This window comes from Paraburkholderia sp. RL17-380-BIE-A, assembly GCF_046028085.1.
Lineage (GTDB): Bacteria > Pseudomonadota > Gammaproteobacteria > Burkholderiales > Burkholderiaceae > Paraburkholderia.
In genome coordinates, this window is the sequence record NZ_JARESQ010000002.1 from 491914 (window position 1) to 510060 (window position 18147).

The following is an 18147-nucleotide window of genomic DNA, read 5'->3' on the forward strand; positions in this document are numbered from 1 at the left end:
CTTAAAGGAGTCAGGCATGTTCGCAGACAAGCCTTTTTCTTCCACGCGTCTCGAAGCGGGTGCGCCAATGCGCATTTCGAAACGGCTAAGCGGGCTGTCGGATCGGGCGATCGCGTGGATCTTCATTCTTCCGACCGTTCTGCTGCTGCTTGCGATCAATATCTTCCCTTTGCTCTGGGCGCTTCGACTGTCGTTCACCAACTTCAAGTCGAACATGCCGAGCGTACCGGCGCGTTTTGTCGGTATCGGAAATTACATCGACATCCTGAACGACGAAGATATCTGGTACGCGATGCAGGTGACCGCGCGTTTCGTTTTCTGGTCGGTCGGGCTGGAGGTATTGCTGGGTTTCGGTCTTGCCCTGCTGATCAACCGGCAGTTCCGCGGACATAGCTTCTGGACCACGCTAATCCTGCTGCCGATGATGCTATCGCCCGCAGTTGTGGGCAACTTCTGGACGTTCCTGCTGCAACCGCAGACAGGGCTTTTCAACGATATCGTCAGCTTCTTCACCGGCATCGCGCCGGGATCGTTCCAGATGATCGGTGACGTATCGCTCGCACCTTGGACCATTGTGATGGTCGATACGTGGATGTGGACACCTTACGTCATGCTCATCTGCCTGGCGGGCCTGCGCTCAATTCCCGACTATATCTACGAAGCAGCGGAAGTGGATCGCGCAACGCCGTGGCGACAGTTCTGGTCGATCACGTTGCCCATGACCATGCCGTTCCTGATGCTGGCGGTGCTGTTTCGCGGCATTGAAAACTTCAAGATGTTCGATATGGTGAACCTGCTGACATCCGGCGGTCCAGGTTCGGTGACTGAAACGGTATCGATCACGCTCAAGCGTGCCGCGTTCGAAAAGTGGCAGACAGGTTATTCGTCGGCGCTCGCCATCATCCTGTTCGTGACGGTATTCGGTGCGGCGAATATCTACGTGAAGGCACTTAACCGGATCAAACAGCGATGAGACCGACTACGACACAACATTCCGTGGTGGCGTCATCGCCGCGAGCCAAGCGCTTCGCGGCGGCGGTTGTTATCACGTACGCGCTGGCTGCCTCGTTGCCGATGGTCTGGATTTTCCTGACGAGCTTCAAGACGCAGGAAGATGCGATAGCGTATCCGCCCGTCGTGCTGTTTCAGCCTTCCATGGAAGGCTATGTGAACCTGTTCACGATCCGCTCGCGGCAGACGCCTGAGTTCATTGCAAGCCTGCCGCCTGCGCAGACATGGTATGAGCGTGAGGTGCGCAAGCGCAACATGGTGATCGCCGGACCTTCGAAGGTTTTGCCGCGCTTCGTGAATTCGCTTGTGATTGGATTCGGTTCGACGTTTCTTGCGGTATTTCTCGGCACGCTGGCGGCATACGCGTTTTCGCGCTTCAAGGTGCCGCTTTCCGACGATTTGCTGTTCTTCATTCTCTCTACACGCATGATGCCGCCCATTGCAGTCGCCATTCCGATCTACCTGATGTATCGCGCGCTGGGCTTGAGCGACAGCTATGTCGGCATGATTGTGCTGTACACGGCGGTGAATGTCTCGCTCGCGGTATGGCTGCTCAAAGGTTTCATGGATGAGATTCCGCGCGAGTATGAGGAGGCCGCGCTGGTGGACGGCTACACACGTTTGCAGGCCTTCATGAAGGTGGTGCTACCGCAAGCGATGACGGGCATTGCCGCCACGGCGATCTTCTGCCTGATCTTTGCATGGAACGAATACGCATTTGCTTCGCTGCTGACAAGCGGCGATGCGCAGACCATGCCGCCGTTCATTCCATTCATTATCGGTGAGGGCGGGCAGGACTGGCCGGCCGTTGCCGCTGCAACCACATTGTTCGTGCTGCCGATTCTCTTCTTCACCGTTCTGCTGCGCAAGCATCTGTTGCGGGGCATCACCTTCGGAGCCGTGCGCAAATGAAACGCGAATTCATTCCACCGCACCGTTGGCTGTTACGTCGCAGGTACAGCGAGGGTGCGTCGACAGTACTGATTGGCTTAGGTATGGCAATGCTCGTGCAACCGTTTTCGTTGGCTCTTTTCACCTGGTCGTTTCCGGTCATCCTGGTGGGTGCGCTCGCGTTCGTCGTTACCAGCCATTTCCCTGACTGAATCATGTCCACGATCGTTCTCGCTCATCTCCACAAGCGCTTCGACGATTTTGTCGCGGTGCGCGACACCAGTCTGATCATCGGCGCGGGACGCTTTGTCGTGCTGCTCGGACCATCAGGCTGCGGAAAAACCACAACGCTGCGGATGATTGCGGGTCTGGAGCTGCCGACGTCCGGGCAGATCCTGATCGATGGTGAGGACGTGACTGCGTTGCGCGCGCGTCAACGCGATATTGCCTTCGTGTTCCAGATGTTCGCGTTGTATCCGCATATGACAGTGCGCAACAACATCGCGTTTCCGCTAAAGAACGAACACGTGTCGCGCAGCGAGATTGCTGCCCGCGTCGATGCAGCGGCGCATATGCTGCGCATCGAGAGCATTCTCGATCGCAAGACGGGCGGCCTGTCCGGTGGCGACCGGCAACGCGTGGCGCTCGGCCGCGCGATCGTGCGGCAACCGAAAGCATTCCTGATGGACGAACCGCTCGGCACGCTCGATGCGGACTTTCGTGAACTGATGTGCCTGGAGTTGCGCAAACTGCACAACGCGCTCACCGCCACTACGGTGTACGTCACACATGATCAGAGTGAGGCGATGGCCATGGCGGACGATATTGTGGTGATGAATCAGGGCGAGGTGTTGCAGGCGGGCTCGCCTCACGAGATCTATCATTTTCCCGCCACTGTGTTCGTCGGCAACTTCATCGGCAGCCCACCCATGAATTTCTTGCCGGTCGACGGAGCGGTTATCGCGGGCCAGGAGCAGGTGAGTCTGCATGGCGCAGCGGTCTCCGTACCACGTTGCGATGCGGCGGCCGCGCGCGTGTTGCTGGGAATCAGACCGGAGCACATCATGATCGACGAGCGCGGTCCGCTGCGCGGTCAGGTGATCGCCGACGAGTATCTCGGTTCGCACCAGATATTGGTGGTTGAAACTGCGTTGGGCGTCGTGCGTGTGCGGGCAAGCAAAGACGATGGTGTTGCCGCGGGCACGACCATCGGTCTGTCATTTCGGAAAGAACGCACGCTGCTGTATGACGCCGCTACTGAGCGCCTGCTGCCGGGCGCTGCTGCCACGCTTTCTGTCAGCGGAGAGGGTCATGGCTGAAATCCAGCTACGCAATGTATCGAAGCGCTTCGGCAACATCGTAGCGGTGGACGACCTGTCGATCGACGTGAAAGACGGCGAATTCGTCGTGCTGCTCGGACCGAGCGGCGCGGGCAAAACCACAACGCTGCGCCTGATCGCGGGACTGGAACGTCCCGATGCCGGCGACGTGCTGATCGACGGCGCGGTCGCCACCGGCGTGCATCCATCCGATCGCGATGTCGCGTTTATCTTTCAGCAATACTCGTTGTATCCGCATCTGACCGTATTCGGCAATCTGGCGTTTCCACTGCGTTCGCCACGTCGTCGCAGCAGCGAGGAACAGGTCCGCGCGCGCGTGCAGGCGGTTGCTAAGATGCTGCATATGGAAGCGAAGCTCGACAACATGGCGACGCATTTGTCGGGCGGCGAGATGCAGCGCGTTGCGATCGGGCGTGCGCTCGTGCGCGAGCCGAAAGTGTTTCTGATGGACGAACCGCTGTCATCGCTCGATGCAAAACTGCGCGAGGAATTGCGCATCGAGCTGAAGCGGCTCCATCGTACGATTGGCGCGACCATTCTCTACGTCACGCATGACCAGGTGGAAGCCACCACGCTAGCCGACCGCATCGGCATTCTTGAACACGGCCGACTGGTACAACTCGGCACGCCGCGCGACGTCTACGGTAATCCGGCCTCATTGAGCGCGGCGCAACGGCTCGGCTCGCCGCCGATCAATCTACTGCCGCCCACGCTGTTCGATTCAGCAGCGGTGCCGGCCGGCACCGCGACCGTGGCGATTCGTCCTGAAGACGTGGTGCTGCACGATGGCGACGCACGTGATGCACCCGGCACAAATCAGGCACGCGGCGCATTGGACCTGAAGGTGCTCGAATACTCACCGTTGCGTCATCTGCTGATTCTGGATCGCGCTGGAACTTCGGTAGTGGCGACCACAATGGCCGAACGCAACTTCAGCCCCGGGCAGTCGGTGCGGGTGTCGTTGCCCGCTCGCAGCCTCTTATATTTCCGTGCAGACGGCAGGAGGATCCCGACATGAACGGCAAAACGGTCATGGAGTGTATCGACGCCGCATACGCAGCGCTGAAAGAACACTCGGACGAAATAGCCTTACTCGACCAGCAGATCGGCGATGGCGATCACATCTTTAACCTGCTGCGCGGCATGGAGGCATTGCTTGCAATGCGCGCGGACATCGAAGCGGAAACCTTCGGGGTCGCGCTGGAACGGGCGGCGAGCAAGGTGCTGTCGACGGTCGGCGGATCATCCGGGCCGCTGTTCTTTTCCTTGCTGAGCGGGATGTCTAAAGCCGCCGCGAACAATCCCCTGGACGTTGCGGGTTTTGCGCGTATCTATTCCGCCGGCGTCGATGCGGTCGGGCAGCGGGGCAAGACGGGAGTCGGCAGTAAGACGATGATGGACGTATTGATTCCGGTCGCAGCGCGCTTTAGCGAGCTGGCCGGCACCGGGGCGCCCAATTTGCGGCAGACGGTGCTCGATACGTTGCCACGGGTGGCTGAAGAGAACATGCTCGCCACCCGCGACATGCTCGCGACCAAAGGGCGTGCATCGTTTCTGGGCGAACGCTCGCGTGGTCATATTGATCCCGGCGCGCGTTCCAGTCAGATCATGATTGCGGCGGTGTGCGCGCACCTCGCGCGAAATCAACCGTGAATGGAGGCCAGACCATGAAAAAATTCATCAACCATGTGGACGATTTCCTTGCCGAAAGCCTGGCGGGATTTGCCGCCGCGCATAGCGACCTGGTCGTGCTCAACAACGAACCCGTGTTCGTGAGGCGCAAGACACTGAAGCCTGGCAAAGTGGGCCTGATATCGGGAGGCGGCTCGGGACATGAACCGCTGCATTCAGGCTTTGTCGGCTACGGGATGCTCGACGCCGCCTGTCCGGGCCAGATCTTCACGTCGCCCACACCGGACCAGATGATGGCTGCGGCCGCCGCCGTCGATACCGGGGTCGGGGTACTGTTCATCGTGAAAAATTACTCCGGTGATCTGATGAATTTCGAAATGGCGTCCGAGATGACGGAGGTCCCGAACGCGATGGTGCTGATCAACGACGATGTGGCCGTAGAGAACTCGAGTTATACCACTGGGCGGCGCGGGGTCGCGGGTGCGGTGATAGTGGAGAAGCTGGTTGGCAGTATGGCGGAAAGCGGCGCAGACCTTGAACAGTGCAAGGCATTTGGCGACCGGATCAACAAGCGCACGGCGTCCATGGGCGTCGCTTTCACCAGTTGCACCGTGCCGGCGGCCGGCACCCTGACGTTCAAGATCGGCGACGACGAGATCGAAGTCGGCGTCGGCATTCATGGCGAGCCGGGCCGGCGCCGGGCGCGGTTCGCGGGGGCCGATGCGATTGCGGGAGAGCTGCTCAAGGCGATCGTCGATGACCTCAAGCCCCAGGCCGGAGCTGAATTGCTGGTACTCGTCAACGGCCTGGGTGGAACACCGCTTGGCGAACTTTACCTGCTATTCAATTCGACGCGAGCATGGCTCCAGCAACGCGACCTGAAGATCGGCCGGGCCCAGGTGGGCGCACTGACGACTTCGCTGGAGATGGCGGGCGCGTCGATCACATTATGTGTGCTGGACGACGAAATGACGCGCCACTGGGATAGCCCGGTGCATACACCGTCGTTGCGTTGGGGCATGTAGGGCGCGTTGGCTGTGAGAAACGCGCCGACGTGGTGGATCAGAAGCTGAGCGAGGTGGCCGTACGCGCATCCCTCCTCCGCGTTTCCGCAATCAGCAGCAGCGCGGCAACCGAAATGACCGCCGACCCGACCATGAACCAGGCAACCGACGAACCTTTTCCGGTTGCCGACAGCAGTGCTGTCGTGACGATCGGCGTCGCGGCGCTGCCCAACAGTCCGGACAGCATGTAGCTGACTGACAGGCCGGAATACCGGATCTGAGCGCCGAACAGTTCCGCGAGAAACGTGGCGATCGGCCCATAGTTGGCCGCGAAAGCGGTCATCATTAGCAGATATCCGAGCAACGCGAAGGAAAACTCGCGCGTGTCGAGCAGCCAGAAGAGCGGAAATGCGAGCAATGCCTCGGCGACGATTCCACCGACGATCACAGGCTTGCGCCCAATCACATCGGAAAGCCGTCCAAACGCGGGCAACAGCACAATGCAAAGCGCGCAGGCGATGAGCGCAATGGATAGCATCGCATTGCGTGAAAAACCAAGTGTCTGCGTACCATAGGTCAGTCCAAACGCAACGATCAGGTTGAACGACGTGCCGGTCGACATGGTGGCGATGCCACCCAGCAGCACCTGTTTCCAGTGTTTGCCCAGCAGCTCGGCCAACGGCACCTTGAGCTGGTCGTCAGTGTCTCTGATCTTACGAAACGACGGCGTTTCCGACGTGTTCAAGCGAACGTAAAGACCGACGGCGACCAGCAATACGCTGACCAGAAAAGGCAGACGCCATCCCCATTCAAGCAGCGCGGCGTTGGGCAGCAGGGAACTGCTCAGCAGAAACACGAGGTTGGCGATCAACGTACCTGCCGGCACGCCGATTTGTACCCACGAACCGTAAAGCCCGCGCTTGTTTGCGGGCGCATGTTCGACTGCCATCAACACTGCGCCGCCCCATTCGCCGCCGAGCGCGAGGCCTTGCACGATGCGCAGCGTGAGCAGCAGAAGCGGCGCCCAGATGCCGATCGACGCGTAGGAGGGAAGGAGCCCGATGCAAAACGTGGCCATGCCCATGATCACCAGTGACACGAGCAGCATCGACTTGCGTCCCAACCGGTCGCCGAAATGGCCAAACAGCGCCGCGCCGACAATACGCGCCAGATACGCCGAGGCAAACGTGCCGAACGCAAGCAAGGTGCCGATCAACGGCACAAAACTCGGGAAAAACACCTTGTTGAACACGAGGGCCGAAGCAGTCGCGAAGACGAACAGGTCGTACCATTCGACGGTCGTGCCAATGACACTCGCGACGGCAATTCTTCTCATGCTGTGCTCGACTTCATCCGGTACGAGAGTGCCGTCGAGAGTGCGTGCGTGAATCATGGGAAACTCCATGGGAAATTGAGCGCGCGCCGACCATCCGAGCTGGACACTATGCGGATAAGGAGCGGAGCGGGACGTACGGGTTCTTTCAGGTCCGCAGAGGCGACCGTCGAGTTGAACGCGCTGAGTCGAGTAGTTCGCCAGTCCGGTGTGCTGACGGACGGACGCCTCGGATAAGCGTGCCGTCCTTGCACAAGCCGATACCGGCCATTGTTTGCCGTGCGTTATCTCGTCGACTGTTTGATATACGCAATCACTTCGTCGGCGCTCGACACGTCCGCATATCGTCGGCCGACGTCGCGCAGATTGTCGCGGTGCGGGCCCTCCTCGATATCGCCCACACAGTCTTCCGGAACGATGGTGCGGAAGCCCCATTGGAAGCTGTCGATCGTGGATGCGCGAATACATCCGCTCGTATTGCAGCCCGTGATGATGACTGTCTCAACGCCTTCCCTGTTGAAATACGGCACCACCGGCGTCTGGAAGAAAATCGACGGTCCGAACTTGCAAACCACTACGTCGTATTCCTTATCGTAGATGCGCGGGTCCAATTCGGAACTCGGATGGTCAAGCCTGAATTGATCGCGGACAGCGGCGATTTTCCAGTGCGGCATATCACGCTCGGTCTTGTAAGCAGTGAAACATGTCGCGATGGGCACGTCGTGCGCGCGAGCCACCTTCAGAAGACGCGCCGTATTTTCCAGTCCGCGCATGACGAGCGGCGCGCCACCAAGCGGGTATTTCGACTCGGTAAAAGCCAGTTGATAGTCCACCACGACGATCCCGACCTTACCCTTCATACCAATCTCGACCGCTCCGTACGAGCGATTTTTGTAGTCGTCCATTTTTTCCTCCAATTCAACGGGTTAATTTTCATTGCACGTAGAAGTCTAGGAGTGCAAGATACGTACAACAATACGTATCGGTTACGTACGGAGTCACCCTTACCGTGGGAGGTCGTATGAAAGGCATGCCGGCTGCCGCGCCCGCGTCTGGTCCGATCGACTATGAACAGGTTTTCAGGCACGTACCGGTCGCGCTAATGGTCACGCGTCAACGTGTGATATTCGCTTGCAACCTGCAATTCATGGATATGTTTCGCGCCACGAGCGAGACCCTGATAGGGCAGTCAGTCCGAATGCTTTACCCCAATCAGGTAGCGTTCGAACGGTTCGGGGCACGCGTGATTCCGGCGCTGAAGAAGTTCGGCCGCATCGCGGAGCCGCGCGCCATGCAGCGTGTCGACGGCGAACTTTTCTGGGTCAACGTGACGGGTGTCAGTGAACACCGGGACGACCCGTATCGCGAGGCGCTGTGGTTCTTCTCGGAGATGGGTGTCGCAACGAGCCTGTCGGGCGGTGCAAGTTCCGCCAACAAGCTGATTGCGGACGCCAAGAATTCAATGACCAGGCGCGAGCGCGATGTGGCGGCACTGCTGATCCAGAACCAGACCGCGAAGGAGATCGGAATCGCGTTGGGAATCAGTCCTCGCACCGTGGAGGTCTTTCGTGGGAAGTTGTTGAAGAAGTTCGACGCGCCCTCGACAAACGCGCTGGTTAAAACACTGCTTGCCTAGCGTATCCGCCGATCGACGCTGGCCGCGAAACCGCAAGCCGCCACACCGGCCGAGCGAGTCGGCTAATGCTGCGCTGCTTCCAGAAGGCGCTTTAGCTGCGAAACCGCCGTGTCGGACTCCAGTTGAATCCGCGCGCGCAGCACGAGCCAGTTAAGAATCGCGAACCACAACGAAGGCGCGCGATACGTGAATTCACGTTGGAAGCGGGTTCCGCTTCCGCTCGATGTCAGCGAATAGGTGACAGTGCCTGCCGGTCTGCCGTCGATCTTCCCTTCTATCGTCCACATGCCCGGAGGCTCCCGCGCAATGACTGTCCATACGACGCGGCCGCGCCTGCCCGCTACACGGAAGTCCTCCGTCACCTGCTCGCCCGGATGGAGCGAATGGTCGGCCGAGCCGCTGACCGCGAGCGATGACGGATGCCAGTCCGGCCAGTGAGCCGGGGTCGTGACGAAGTCGAACACGACGTTGGGAGGGCGCTGAATCGACGCAACCGTCACGATATGCGTGTCGAACCCAACCTGCCGAGGCAGTGGGACGACGAGCAACGCGATGACGACGGCCACAGCCAGTATCGCCGTGGCGAACCGTGTACGGGTTTTCATAGCGCTCTGTATTCGACGCGCACGAGAGACATTTATTCTACTGCGGAGCGGCAGATCAACCTGCTGCTGTTTCGTGGAGCAGGACTTACTTGTCGAACGCAATTCCGTACCTGCGTAGTTCCCGCATACCGCTGTCGAGGTGCGCGCGAGCGCTTTCTCTATCGCCAAGACGCATTTGCTCGTAAGCGCGCTGCGCGACATCATGCGGCACGGGCTTGAGTGCCTGATTGGAGCCCATCGCTTTGAGCTGCACCTCTGCGGCGCGCTCCAGGTAGTACAGGTCGTCCCATGCTTCCGCGATGCTCGCCCCCGCCACCATCACACCGTGATTCTTGAGGAACAGGATGTCGGCCTCGCCCATCGCGGCGGCGATCCGGTCGCCTTCCGAGTCGTCCAGTGCCAGGCCGTTGTACTGCTCATCGACGGCCGTGCGGCCGTAAAACTTCAATGCCGTTTGCCCAAGCCATAGCAGCGGCGGACCCTCCAGCAGACACAGCGCAGTGGCATTCGGCATATGCGTGTGAAACGCAGCCTTCACGCGTGGCATCAACCGGTGTACCCGCGCATGAATATAGAACGCAGTCGCTTCAGGCTTGCCCTCACCGTCGACAACATGTCCGTCGAAATCGCAAACCAGCAGTCGCGACGCGGTGATTTCGGCGAACGCGTAGCCATACGGATTCACGAAAAACAGATCATCGTGGCCTGGCACAACGGCCGAGAAGTGATTGCAAATCCCTTCCTCCAGGCCATGCCGCGCGGCGAGCTGAAAACAGGCGGCCAGTTCGATACGGGCCTGCATCACCGCGTCTGCATCGAGTCGCACGTTGCGTGACGCCGCCGCGGAGCCGGTGGATAAGAGTGTATGCGCCATGATTGTTGCCCCTGAAATTTACCAACCGGGTGTAGTGAACAGTGTCGGCACCTGATCGAGTGTCGCGAGCGTTGCGTCCCGCGTGTAGTCGGGCAGCAATGAACGCCCCGTTAGTCTTGCCGGGTCGACGTGGCTGCCGTGCTTGCGCCGGAGCATTTCGCCGACGGCGGCCCGCAGGCCTTTACCCCATTGAATCAATGTACCGTAGCAGTCGAAAGTGAGCCATTGTGGGCGGCTGGTGTTCTGAAGTGACATGATGCGCTCGCAAAAAAACGGGTTCAAGTGTGCATAGGTGCTCACTGCGGCTCGTTGATTCAACGATAGGCCGCAGAACGCTCATCCGGACGCCGACGCGCTCTAGTCACGGATTGATGTACCTCAACTGGAGCAGCGGCTTCGAAAGCTACCCTAAGTTGAGTAGCGCTTCGCGACGAAGCGCCGGAGGGTCCGATGAACTACGCGCTTGAACCTGAACGCACCCGGCATCGACGGTGGATCCGGTCGTTTCAGTTCGTCGCCTTGAGTGCACTGCTCGCGGTCGCCGTAACTTGGACGGGTTCTGTCTATGACCATCCGCTGGACACGGCGGTCATGGCCGGCATGGCGGCGCCCGAGTGTGCCGGGGTGCGCAGCGTTGCGGCCGGTTCACTGTTGCCGGCAAGGCAGCCGGACGACGATATCTGCCGATCTTTCTTCCTGTATCGAACGACGTCGACCGACGCGACGGATAACACGCGCGCGTACATCACATCGATCGGGCAGGATCGCACGGACGAATTCACGCAGTTGATCGGCTACGTATCCCTTTTGTCGCTGATGGCGGTAGGTGCAGCGCTTGCGTTGACGTTGGGGTTTCGCGCCATGCATGCCCGCTACCGGCATGCTCAACGGCGCTAGAGAAGTGTCATGGTAATGCGCGCGGCTGGATCTCCAGGACGCGGGCCGTATGTCCATTCAAACGTGGCGTGAGGAGCCTGCTATCCCACCCTTCGAAGGCGGCGAACCATTGCGAGCGGCATCATGAATTGCAAGTGGCAGATGAGCACATGGAACTGACAGGAGAGCGCAATGAAAACGGACAAGCAGTTGGAGGCAGAAGTTGCAGACGAGTTGGCGTGGGATCCTGCGGTGTCGCTAGCTGACATCGACGTCGAGGTGAAAGACCGGGTTGTCACGCTGTCCGGCCATCCCACGAGCTATGCGGAAAAGCTGGCCGCCGAGAAGGCGGCAAAACGCGTGGCGGGCGTGAAAGCGGTGACGGTCAGAATGGATATCCGCCTGCCGCACGGAGATGAAAGAACGGACGGGGACATTGCGAACGCTGTCCGGTCGATCCTGAAGTGGACCGTGGGCGTATCGGATGTCCACGTGCAGGTTCAGGTCGACAATGGATGGGTAACATTGCGAGGCAAGCTCGAGCGGGCCTATCAGCGTCATCTCGCCACGCGCATGATCAACCCTATGCGTGGTGTGACGGGGGTTTCGAATCTCATCGCTGTGCACGAGAATCCGGCGGGTGACGATATTGCTGACAGTATCCGCAAAGCGCTCGTTCGGCATGTCGAGCGCGAAGCGAATCGCATCGGCGTCAGCGTGAGTGACGGCACGGTCACGCTGACCGGAAAGGTCGGCTCCTATGCGGAGCGATCGATCGCGCGCGGAGCGGCGTGGGCGGCACCCGGCGTGCACGCAGTCAACGACGAATTGACGATCGGATAGCCATACCGTTTGCAACGAAGCGGGCGCATCGCGGAGAAGGAGATCCGGCGATGCGTCCGCAGCGGCAGTTGTCCTGCCAATGCGACAGCATCGCAACTCTCACGCCATATATTTGCCACCGTTGATCGACAGCGTGGCGCCGTTGATGAAAGCAGCGTCATCGGCAACAAGGAAGAGGACGCCGCGCGCGATTTCATCCGACGTTGCCAGTCGTCCCGCGGGCACGCCGCTGACAATCGCTTTGAGAATGTCATCCGGCACACCATGCACCATGCCCGTATCGGTATAGCCTGGGGCAATCACGTTAGCGGTGATGCCGCGCGATGCGCCTTCGAGCGCGAGCGACTTGGTGAAACCGATAAGCCCTGCTTTGGCGGCGGCATAGTTCGTCTGGCCGAATTGCCCGGAAAGCGCATTAACAGAACTGATATTCACGATCCGTCCAAAGCGGCGCTCACGCATGCTTTCTATGACGGCCCGGCATGTATTGAAACAGCCGCCCAGATCCACGTCGATCACACTGCGCCATTGCTCCAGCGTCATTTTGTGCAGCGTGCTGTCACGGGTGATGCCGGCATTGTTCACGAGCACGTCGATCGGCCCCGATTGCGCGACGACCTTGGCAATCGCTTGCTGAGTGTCATCAAAGTCGGCCACGTTCCAGCCGAACACGGGAATGCCCGTTTCCTTATAAAACGCATCGGCTTCGGCATCGTTTCCGAAGTAGTTGGCAATCACCGAATAGCCGGCGCTCTTCAACTGTCGCGCGGTTGCCGCGCCGATTCCACTTACTCCGCCGGTAATCAGTGCCGTTCTTGTCATCGCATGCTCCTTTTGGAAAGCTTGTATGTAGTGAGAGCCGTGTGAGGCCCATGATCTGGATGAGCACCGTTTACGGGCTCGATCGGCTCACGCGGTGACATGAAAGCCCGCGTCGGCGTAAATAGTGGATCCGGTCAGCGTCATGCCCGCCTCGCTCGCTAGCACGGCCGCAATCCGGCCGATCTCGTCGATCGTGACGAGATGCTGCGCGGGCGTATGCGTGCGGACGTCGTCGAGCAATGCGTCGAAATGGTCGATGCCGGACGCGGCGCGCGTTTTGACCGCGCCGGCTGAAATGGCATGGACGTGGACACGACGCTCCGCCAGTTCGACCGCAAGATAGCGCACGCTCGATTCGAGCGCGGCCTTGACGGGCCCCATCACGTTGTAATGATCGACCGCGCGCTCGGCGCCCAAAAAGCTCACGGTCATCAGGCTGCCGCCATCGGGCATTAATGGGAGCGCAAGTCTCGTCATGCGGATAAACGAATGGCACGACACGTCCATCGCGAGTGCGAAACCTTCGGCCGAACAGTCGACGAGGCTCGCGTGCAGGTCGTCGGCGGGGGCGAAGGCGATTGAATGGAGCACGAAGTCGAGCCGTCCCCACTCTTTCGTGATCCGTTCGAAGACGGCTTCCAATTGGCCCGCAATGCGTACGTCGCATGGCATGACGAGAGAAGAATGAATCGCCTCGGCAACCGGGCGGACGAACGGTTCGGCCTTGTCGTTCAGATAAGTGACCGCCAGTTCCGCACCGGCTGCTCGAAACAGCTTCGCGCAGCCGGTGGCGATGCTGTGCTCGTTCGCGATGCCGACAACCAGCCCCCGCTTGCCGGAAAGATCGATGATGGAATTCATGATTTCATTGCCTCGCGATGCAGTACCGCAATAGCCTCGTTGGCGATGATCTGCTCTTCATCGGTCGGCAGCACGAGGACCGTGATCTGGCTGCGGGCGCTGCTGATCACACGCGCATTGCTGTCGTTCGCATCGCGATCGAGTTCGACGCCCAGCCACGCGAGGCGCTCGCATACGGCAAGTCGCACTTCGGGTTGATGCTCGCCGATCCCGGCTGTGAAGACCAGACTGTCCAGGCCGCCGAGTGTGGTGGCAAGCCGCGCGACCTCGCCCGCAATACGAAAAGCGAACAGATCGAGCGCTTCGCGGGCTTCCGGGCGGTGGCTTGCCTGCAGCTCGCGGCTGTCCGCACTGATGCCGGAAACACCGAGCAGGCCGGACTGCTCATACAGCATATGCTCGACCTCGCTGACGCTGAGACCCTGTTCGAGCAGGTGAAGCACGACGCCGGCGTCGAGCGCACCACATCGCGTCGCCATGGGAATGCCGTCGAGTGTCGAGAAACCCATGCTCGAATCGCGACTTGCGCCGGCCTCGAATGCGCACAGGCTTGCGCCGCTGCCCAGGTGCGCGGCGATGACCTTGCCGCGTGCGAGTGGCGGGAACTGAAGTTCGAGCTGACCGCGAATGAATTGATATGACAGCCCGTGAAAGCCGTAGCGCTTGATGCCCTTGTCGAAGAGTCCGCGTGGAATCGCGAAACGTTGGACGAGAGCCGTCTGCGTGCGATGAAATGCCGTGTCGAACGACGCGGCCTGCAGCAGATGAGGCCGCAGGTGCCGAATCGCTTTGATCAACCGGACGCTCTGCGGCTGATGCAACGGCGCAAGCGGGACTAGCGCGGTAATGGCCTCCAGCGTTTCGTCTGTAATGGCGACGGGACCGGCGAAGCGATCGCCGCCATGCACGACGCGATGACCGACTGAAACGAGATCGTCGAGCGAAAAGTGCGTGGCGAACCAGCCGAGCGTTTCGTCGAGCACGTCGTGCAGATCGTCGGTGACGGCGGATTGCAGTGCGATGTCCGTCGTCTTGCCGTCGTTCACGAGATGCAACTGCAACGGTTGGTGCCGGAAGTCGATCATGCCCTGGCCGATTCTCACGGCTTCACCGGCGACCACGCGGAACAACCCGATCTTGACCGTCGAAGAGCCGGGATTGAATGTGAGGAGAAGTGGGGCGTTCATGATTCGAGCAGATCGCCAAGGCCGCTATCGGCGACGAGCCTCGCCAGCGCGACCGATGCGAGGCGCACCCGCAGGCTATCGGCGCGGCTCGTCAGGATGATCGGCAGTCGCGCGCCGACAATGAGCCCTGCGGCGTCGGCACCCGCGAAATAGACTAGCTGTTTCGCCAGCATATTGCCCGCCTCGAGATCCGGAACCAGCAGGATGTCCGACTGACCGGCCACCGGCGAGTGAACCCCTTTCGTCTGCGCCGCGGCAAGGCTGATCGCGTTGTCAAAGGCGAGCGGGCCGTCTACAAGCGCACCGGTTATCTGGCCGCGTGCGGCCATCACCGTGAGGGCCGCCGCGTCGAGCGTGGTCGGCATCGCCGGATTGACCGTTTCAACTGCGGCGAGCACGGCGACCCGCGGCTGCTCGACGCCCAGAACATGCAGCAGGTCGATCGCGTTCTGACAGATATCGCGCTTTTGCGCGAGGGTCGGCGAGATATTGACCGCCGCGTCGGTAACGATCAACGGCTTGGAGTAAGCGGGGATGTCCATGGCATAGACATGGCTGATCCGTCGGCCGGTCCGCAGGCCCGATCCGGCGGCGACGACCGCCGAGAGCAGTTCATCGGTATGCAGGCTGCCTTTCATCAATGCGGCAACCTTGCCGGCTGCGCCCAACTCGACGGCGCGCGCGGCGGCTGCGTGACTATGCGCCACCGCTTCGATCGTGATGCCGTCGAGACTCACGTTGGCGGCCTCGGCGGCGGCGCGGATCTTCGCTTCGGGTCCGATGAGTAGGGGATCGAGCAAGCCTGCGTCACGCGCCTCAAGGACTGCCTGAATGACGTCCGGTGAACACGGGTGCACGACGGCCGTGCGCAGTGCGGTATGGGTGCGCGCTTCACGAATGAACGCCTCGTAACGGTCGTGCCGGCGCACGGACACTTCAGGCTGCGGGGAGGGATGCCAGACAATCGGGGCAGACGGCGCAATCACCGTGGCCGTGCCGAGCAGGACAATGTCGCCCTTCTGGTTCGTGCAGCGCGTGTCGAGCAGCACGATCCGCTTGTCGGGGCGCTTTTCCTTTACCGTCACCGTGGCGGTGATCGTGTCGCCCGGCGTGACCGGATGGCGAAACTGCAGGTCCTGATCCAGATAGATGGTGCCAGGGCCCGGCAGCCGGGTGCCGAGCAGCGCGGAGATCAGCGCGCCGGTCCACATGCCGTGCACGACGATATGGCCGAACATGTCGCTCGACGCGAAGGTCGCGTCGGTGTGCGCGGGATTGACGTCGCCCGACACGGCGGCGAACAGATCGATGTCGAGCTGCCCCGCTGTCCGCTCGAGCGAGGCGGATTCACCAATCGCCAGTTCGTCGAAGGTCCGGTTATGCAACTGAAGATCGTTCACGAGTGCCCCCTCAGTTCTGGAAAACGTAGGTGCCTGGCGCATCCGCAAGCGCGTGCGCGCCCGGCTCGGTGCCGATGGCCGGCGGCGCGACCCGCTCGGGACTCGATCGGGCCTTGAGCCAGTCGGACCAGACGGGCCACCACGAGCCTTCCTGTTGGGCGGCGGCGGCCGTCCATTCGTCGGGGCTCACGAGCAGATCGTCGGCGGCGGTCTCCTTGATTCTGAATTGCCGGTGCGGGTGGCCCGGTTCGCTGACAATCCCGGCGTTATGACCGCCGCTCGTCAGCACGAAGGTGATTGCCGTGTCGGCAAGATCGTGAATCTTGTAGACCGATCGCCACGGCGCGATGTGATCGCGTTCGGTGCCCACCACGAACATCGGCGCCCGGATGTTGCGAATCGAGATCGGGCGCGCGTCGACCTGATATCGGCCGGAGGCGAGGTCGTTGTCGAGGAAAAGTTGACGCAGATATTCCGAGTGCATCCGGTACGGCATGCGGGTGGCGTCCGCGTTCCAGGCCATCAGATCGATCATCGGGGCGCGCTCGCCCAGCAGGTAGTCATGCACGATGCGCGACCAGATCAGGTCGTTCGATTGCAGGAGCTGGAACGCACCGGCCATTTGCCTGGCATCGAGATAGCCTTGCGACCACATCATGCTTTCGAGGAAATAGACTTCGCTGTCGTCGATGAAGAGCTGCAACTCGCCCGGCTCGGTGAAATCCGTTTGCGCCGCGAACAGCGTGACCGATGCCAGCCGATGATCGCCCGAGCCGGCCATTGCTGCCGCAGCAATCGACAGCAGCGTGCCGCCGAGGCAATAGCCGGTTGCGTGGATCTTGTGATCCGGGACGATCTTCGAGACGGTGTCGAGCGCGGCCATGACACCGAGTTGCCGGTAATCCTCGAGACTGAGGTCGCGGTCGTCGGCGTCGACGTTGCGCCACGAAATGCAGAATACGGTGTGTCCCTGTCCGACCAGATAACGGATCAGCGAGTTTTGCGGCGACAGGTCCAGGATGTAGTACTTCATGATCCAGGCGGGGACGATCAGCACAGGTTCGGCGATCACCTCGTCAGTCGTGGGGCTGTACTGAATCAGTTCGATCAGGTGATTGCGAAACACGACCTTGCCCGGCGTGACGGCCAGATTGACGCCCACCTTGAACTGCTCCAGTCCGGCAGGCGGCATGCCGCTCGCCTGGCGTGTGGCGTCTTCGAGTGCGTTGCCCGCACCTTGAACCAGGCTCAGGCCCGCTGTCGACATAGCGCGCTGGAATACCTCCGGGTTGGTGAGCGGAAAGTTGGTAGGCGCCAGCATATCGAGCAACTGTCGCGCGACGAACGACACGACGTCTTCATGGTGACGCGTGGTACCGGGCACTTCGCGCGTTGCGGCATTCCACCACTGCTCGGCGAGCAGGAATGTCTGTTGCCACAGCCGGTAGGGTTCGGTCTGCCACACGTCGGCACGAAAGCGGTCGTCTTTCGGCGACGGCTCCGCCGGCAAGGGAGCGTATGCGCCGGAAGAGACATGGGCGCAATAGTCGGCGAGACGCCGTGTGTTCAATACCCAAAGCGACGCGAGTTCCAGTTGCTTGCCGGGTGCCGCCGCGAGATGGATAAGCCAGTCGGAGAATGCCGCGCCCAACGCGGCCGGCGACAGGCCCGCCGTCAATCGCGCGATCATCGCCTCTTTGGCGTGATCCAGTTCCCGGAAGGGCGCGGCTGAAGCGGAGGCGGCGGATCTGTCGGGCAGTGTGTGATTGCCTGCGGGAGCCAACCTGGAGCGAGTGTCCATCTGAATTCCTTTTGATTGCCCTGTGCGCACG

General features: G+C 60.9%; 19 protein-coding genes and 1 pseudogene. 10 read left to right on the forward strand and 10 right to left on the reverse strand.

The genetic code is table 11. The features are described 5' to 3' along the window. Window positions 1-16: 16 nt before the first annotated feature. Genes P0D68_RS05005 through dhaK form a run of 7 tightly spaced genes read left to right on the forward strand, consistent with a single transcriptional unit; the run spans window position 17 to window position 5899 of the window. Window positions 17-973: a carbohydrate ABC transporter permease gene (locus P0D68_RS05005; protein WP_091805880.1), complete on the forward strand. Its 957-nt coding sequence runs from the start codon at window positions 17-19 to the stop codon at window positions 971-973. After that, window positions 970-1923, forward strand: coding sequence for a carbohydrate ABC transporter permease (locus tag P0D68_RS05010; protein WP_408187926.1), 954 nt, complete (start codon window positions 970-972; stop codon window positions 1921-1923). Before P0D68_RS05005 ends, P0D68_RS05010 begins: the two co-directional genes overlap by 4 nt. Beyond that, window positions 1920-2114, forward strand: coding sequence for a hypothetical protein (locus tag P0D68_RS05015; RefSeq protein ID WP_408295097.1), 195 nt, complete (start codon window positions 1920-1922; stop codon window positions 2112-2114). Before P0D68_RS05010 ends, P0D68_RS05015 begins: the two co-directional genes overlap by 4 nt. A 3-nt stretch (window positions 2115-2117) precedes the next feature. Next, window positions 2118-3221: an ABC transporter ATP-binding protein gene (locus P0D68_RS05020; protein ID WP_408187928.1), complete on the forward strand. Its 1104-nt coding sequence runs from the start codon at window positions 2118-2120 to the stop codon at window positions 3219-3221. Then, entirely contained in the window at window positions 3214-4260 is a 1047-nt protein-coding gene (locus tag P0D68_RS05025) for an ABC transporter ATP-binding protein (protein ID WP_408295100.1), read from the forward strand. Before P0D68_RS05020 ends, P0D68_RS05025 begins: the two co-directional genes overlap by 8 nt. Beyond that, complete coding sequence (gene dhaL / locus P0D68_RS05030; RefSeq protein ID WP_408295103.1) at window positions 4257-4895, forward strand: dihydroxyacetone kinase subunit DhaL; 639 nt, start codon at window positions 4257-4259, stop codon at window positions 4893-4895. Before P0D68_RS05025 ends, dhaL begins: the two co-directional genes overlap by 4 nt. A gap of 14 nt (window positions 4896-4909) precedes the next feature. After that, window positions 4910-5899 (forward strand): dihydroxyacetone kinase subunit DhaK, encoded by a 990-nt coding sequence (gene dhaK, locus P0D68_RS05035; RefSeq protein ID WP_408295106.1) that lies wholly within the window; start codon window positions 4910-4912, stop codon window positions 5897-5899. Between the two features lie 37 nt (window positions 5900-5936). Here dhaK and P0D68_RS05040 read toward each other — a convergent pair whose 3' ends face one another. Next, window positions 5937-7271 (reverse strand): MFS transporter, encoded by a 1335-nt coding sequence (locus P0D68_RS05040; RefSeq protein ID WP_408295109.1) that lies wholly within the window; start codon window positions 7269-7271, stop codon window positions 5937-5939. A gap of 224 nt (window positions 7272-7495) precedes the next feature. After that, on the reverse strand, window positions 7496-8116 hold the full coding sequence (locus P0D68_RS05045; RefSeq protein WP_408295112.1) for an isochorismatase family protein: 621 nt from the start codon (window positions 8114-8116) through the stop codon (window positions 7496-7498). Window positions 8117-8313: 197 nt separating this feature from the next. On the opposite strand from P0D68_RS05045, the gene P0D68_RS05050 reads away from it, so the two are divergent. Next, window positions 8314-8847: a LuxR C-terminal-related transcriptional regulator gene (locus tag P0D68_RS05050; RefSeq protein ID WP_408468083.1), complete on the forward strand. Its 534-nt coding sequence runs from the start codon at window positions 8314-8316 to the stop codon at window positions 8845-8847. A 62-nt stretch (window positions 8848-8909) separates the two neighbouring features. Here P0D68_RS05050 and P0D68_RS05055 read toward each other — a convergent pair whose 3' ends face one another. The 3 genes and pseudogenes from P0D68_RS05055 to P0D68_RS05065 all read right to left on the reverse strand — a co-directional run. Beyond that, window positions 8910-9452, reverse strand: coding sequence for an SRPBCC family protein (locus P0D68_RS05055; RefSeq protein ID WP_408295118.1), 543 nt, complete (start codon window positions 9450-9452; stop codon window positions 8910-8912). An 85-nt stretch (window positions 9453-9537) separates the two neighbouring features. Continuing rightward, window positions 9538-10326, reverse strand: a complete 789-nt coding sequence (locus P0D68_RS05060) for an aldolase (RefSeq protein WP_408295121.1) — start codon at window positions 10324-10326, stop codon at window positions 9538-9540. Window positions 10327-10437: 111 nt separating this feature from the next. Beyond that, window positions 10438-10581: pseudogene (locus P0D68_RS05065) on the reverse strand (haloacid dehalogenase type II); the annotation flags it as partial. 195 nt (window positions 10582-10776) lie between these two features. Between P0D68_RS05065 and P0D68_RS05070 the strand changes: the two are divergent. Further along, window positions 10777-11223, forward strand: coding sequence for a hypothetical protein (locus P0D68_RS05070; RefSeq protein ID WP_408295124.1), 447 nt, complete (start codon window positions 10777-10779; stop codon window positions 11221-11223). 171 nt (window positions 11224-11394) lie between these two features. Then, complete coding sequence (locus P0D68_RS05075; protein WP_408295127.1) at window positions 11395-12045, forward strand: BON domain-containing protein; 651 nt, start codon at window positions 11395-11397, stop codon at window positions 12043-12045. A gap of 99 nt (window positions 12046-12144) precedes the next feature. On the opposite strand, the gene phbB is transcribed toward P0D68_RS05075, so the two are convergent. The 5 genes from phbB to P0D68_RS05100 form a co-directional block, all read right to left on the reverse strand. Beyond that, window positions 12145-12867 (reverse strand): acetoacetyl-CoA reductase, encoded by a 723-nt coding sequence (gene phbB, locus P0D68_RS05080; RefSeq protein WP_408295130.1) that lies wholly within the window; start codon window positions 12865-12867, stop codon window positions 12145-12147. 87 nt (window positions 12868-12954) lie between these two features. After that, window positions 12955-13716, reverse strand: coding sequence for an enoyl-ACP reductase FabI (gene fabI, locus P0D68_RS05085; RefSeq protein ID WP_408295232.1), 762 nt, complete (start codon window positions 13714-13716; stop codon window positions 12955-12957). 8 nt (window positions 13717-13724) lie between these two features. Beyond that, the gene (locus tag P0D68_RS05090) at window positions 13725-14915 is read right to left on the reverse strand and encodes an acetate/propionate family kinase (RefSeq protein ID WP_408295133.1); all 1191 of its coding nucleotides are present in this window, start codon (window positions 14913-14915) and stop codon (window positions 13725-13727) included. Continuing rightward, window positions 14912-16357, reverse strand: a complete 1446-nt coding sequence (locus P0D68_RS05095; RefSeq protein WP_408295136.1) for a bifunctional enoyl-CoA hydratase/phosphate acetyltransferase — start codon at window positions 16355-16357, stop codon at window positions 14912-14914. The genes P0D68_RS05090 and P0D68_RS05095 overlap by 4 nt, the downstream gene beginning before the upstream one ends. Beyond that, complete coding sequence (locus tag P0D68_RS05100; protein ID WP_408295139.1) at window positions 16326-18116, reverse strand: PHA/PHB synthase family protein; 1791 nt, start codon at window positions 18114-18116, stop codon at window positions 16326-16328. The genes P0D68_RS05095 and P0D68_RS05100 overlap by 32 nt, the downstream gene beginning before the upstream one ends. Window positions 18117-18147: the final 31 nt, after the last annotated feature.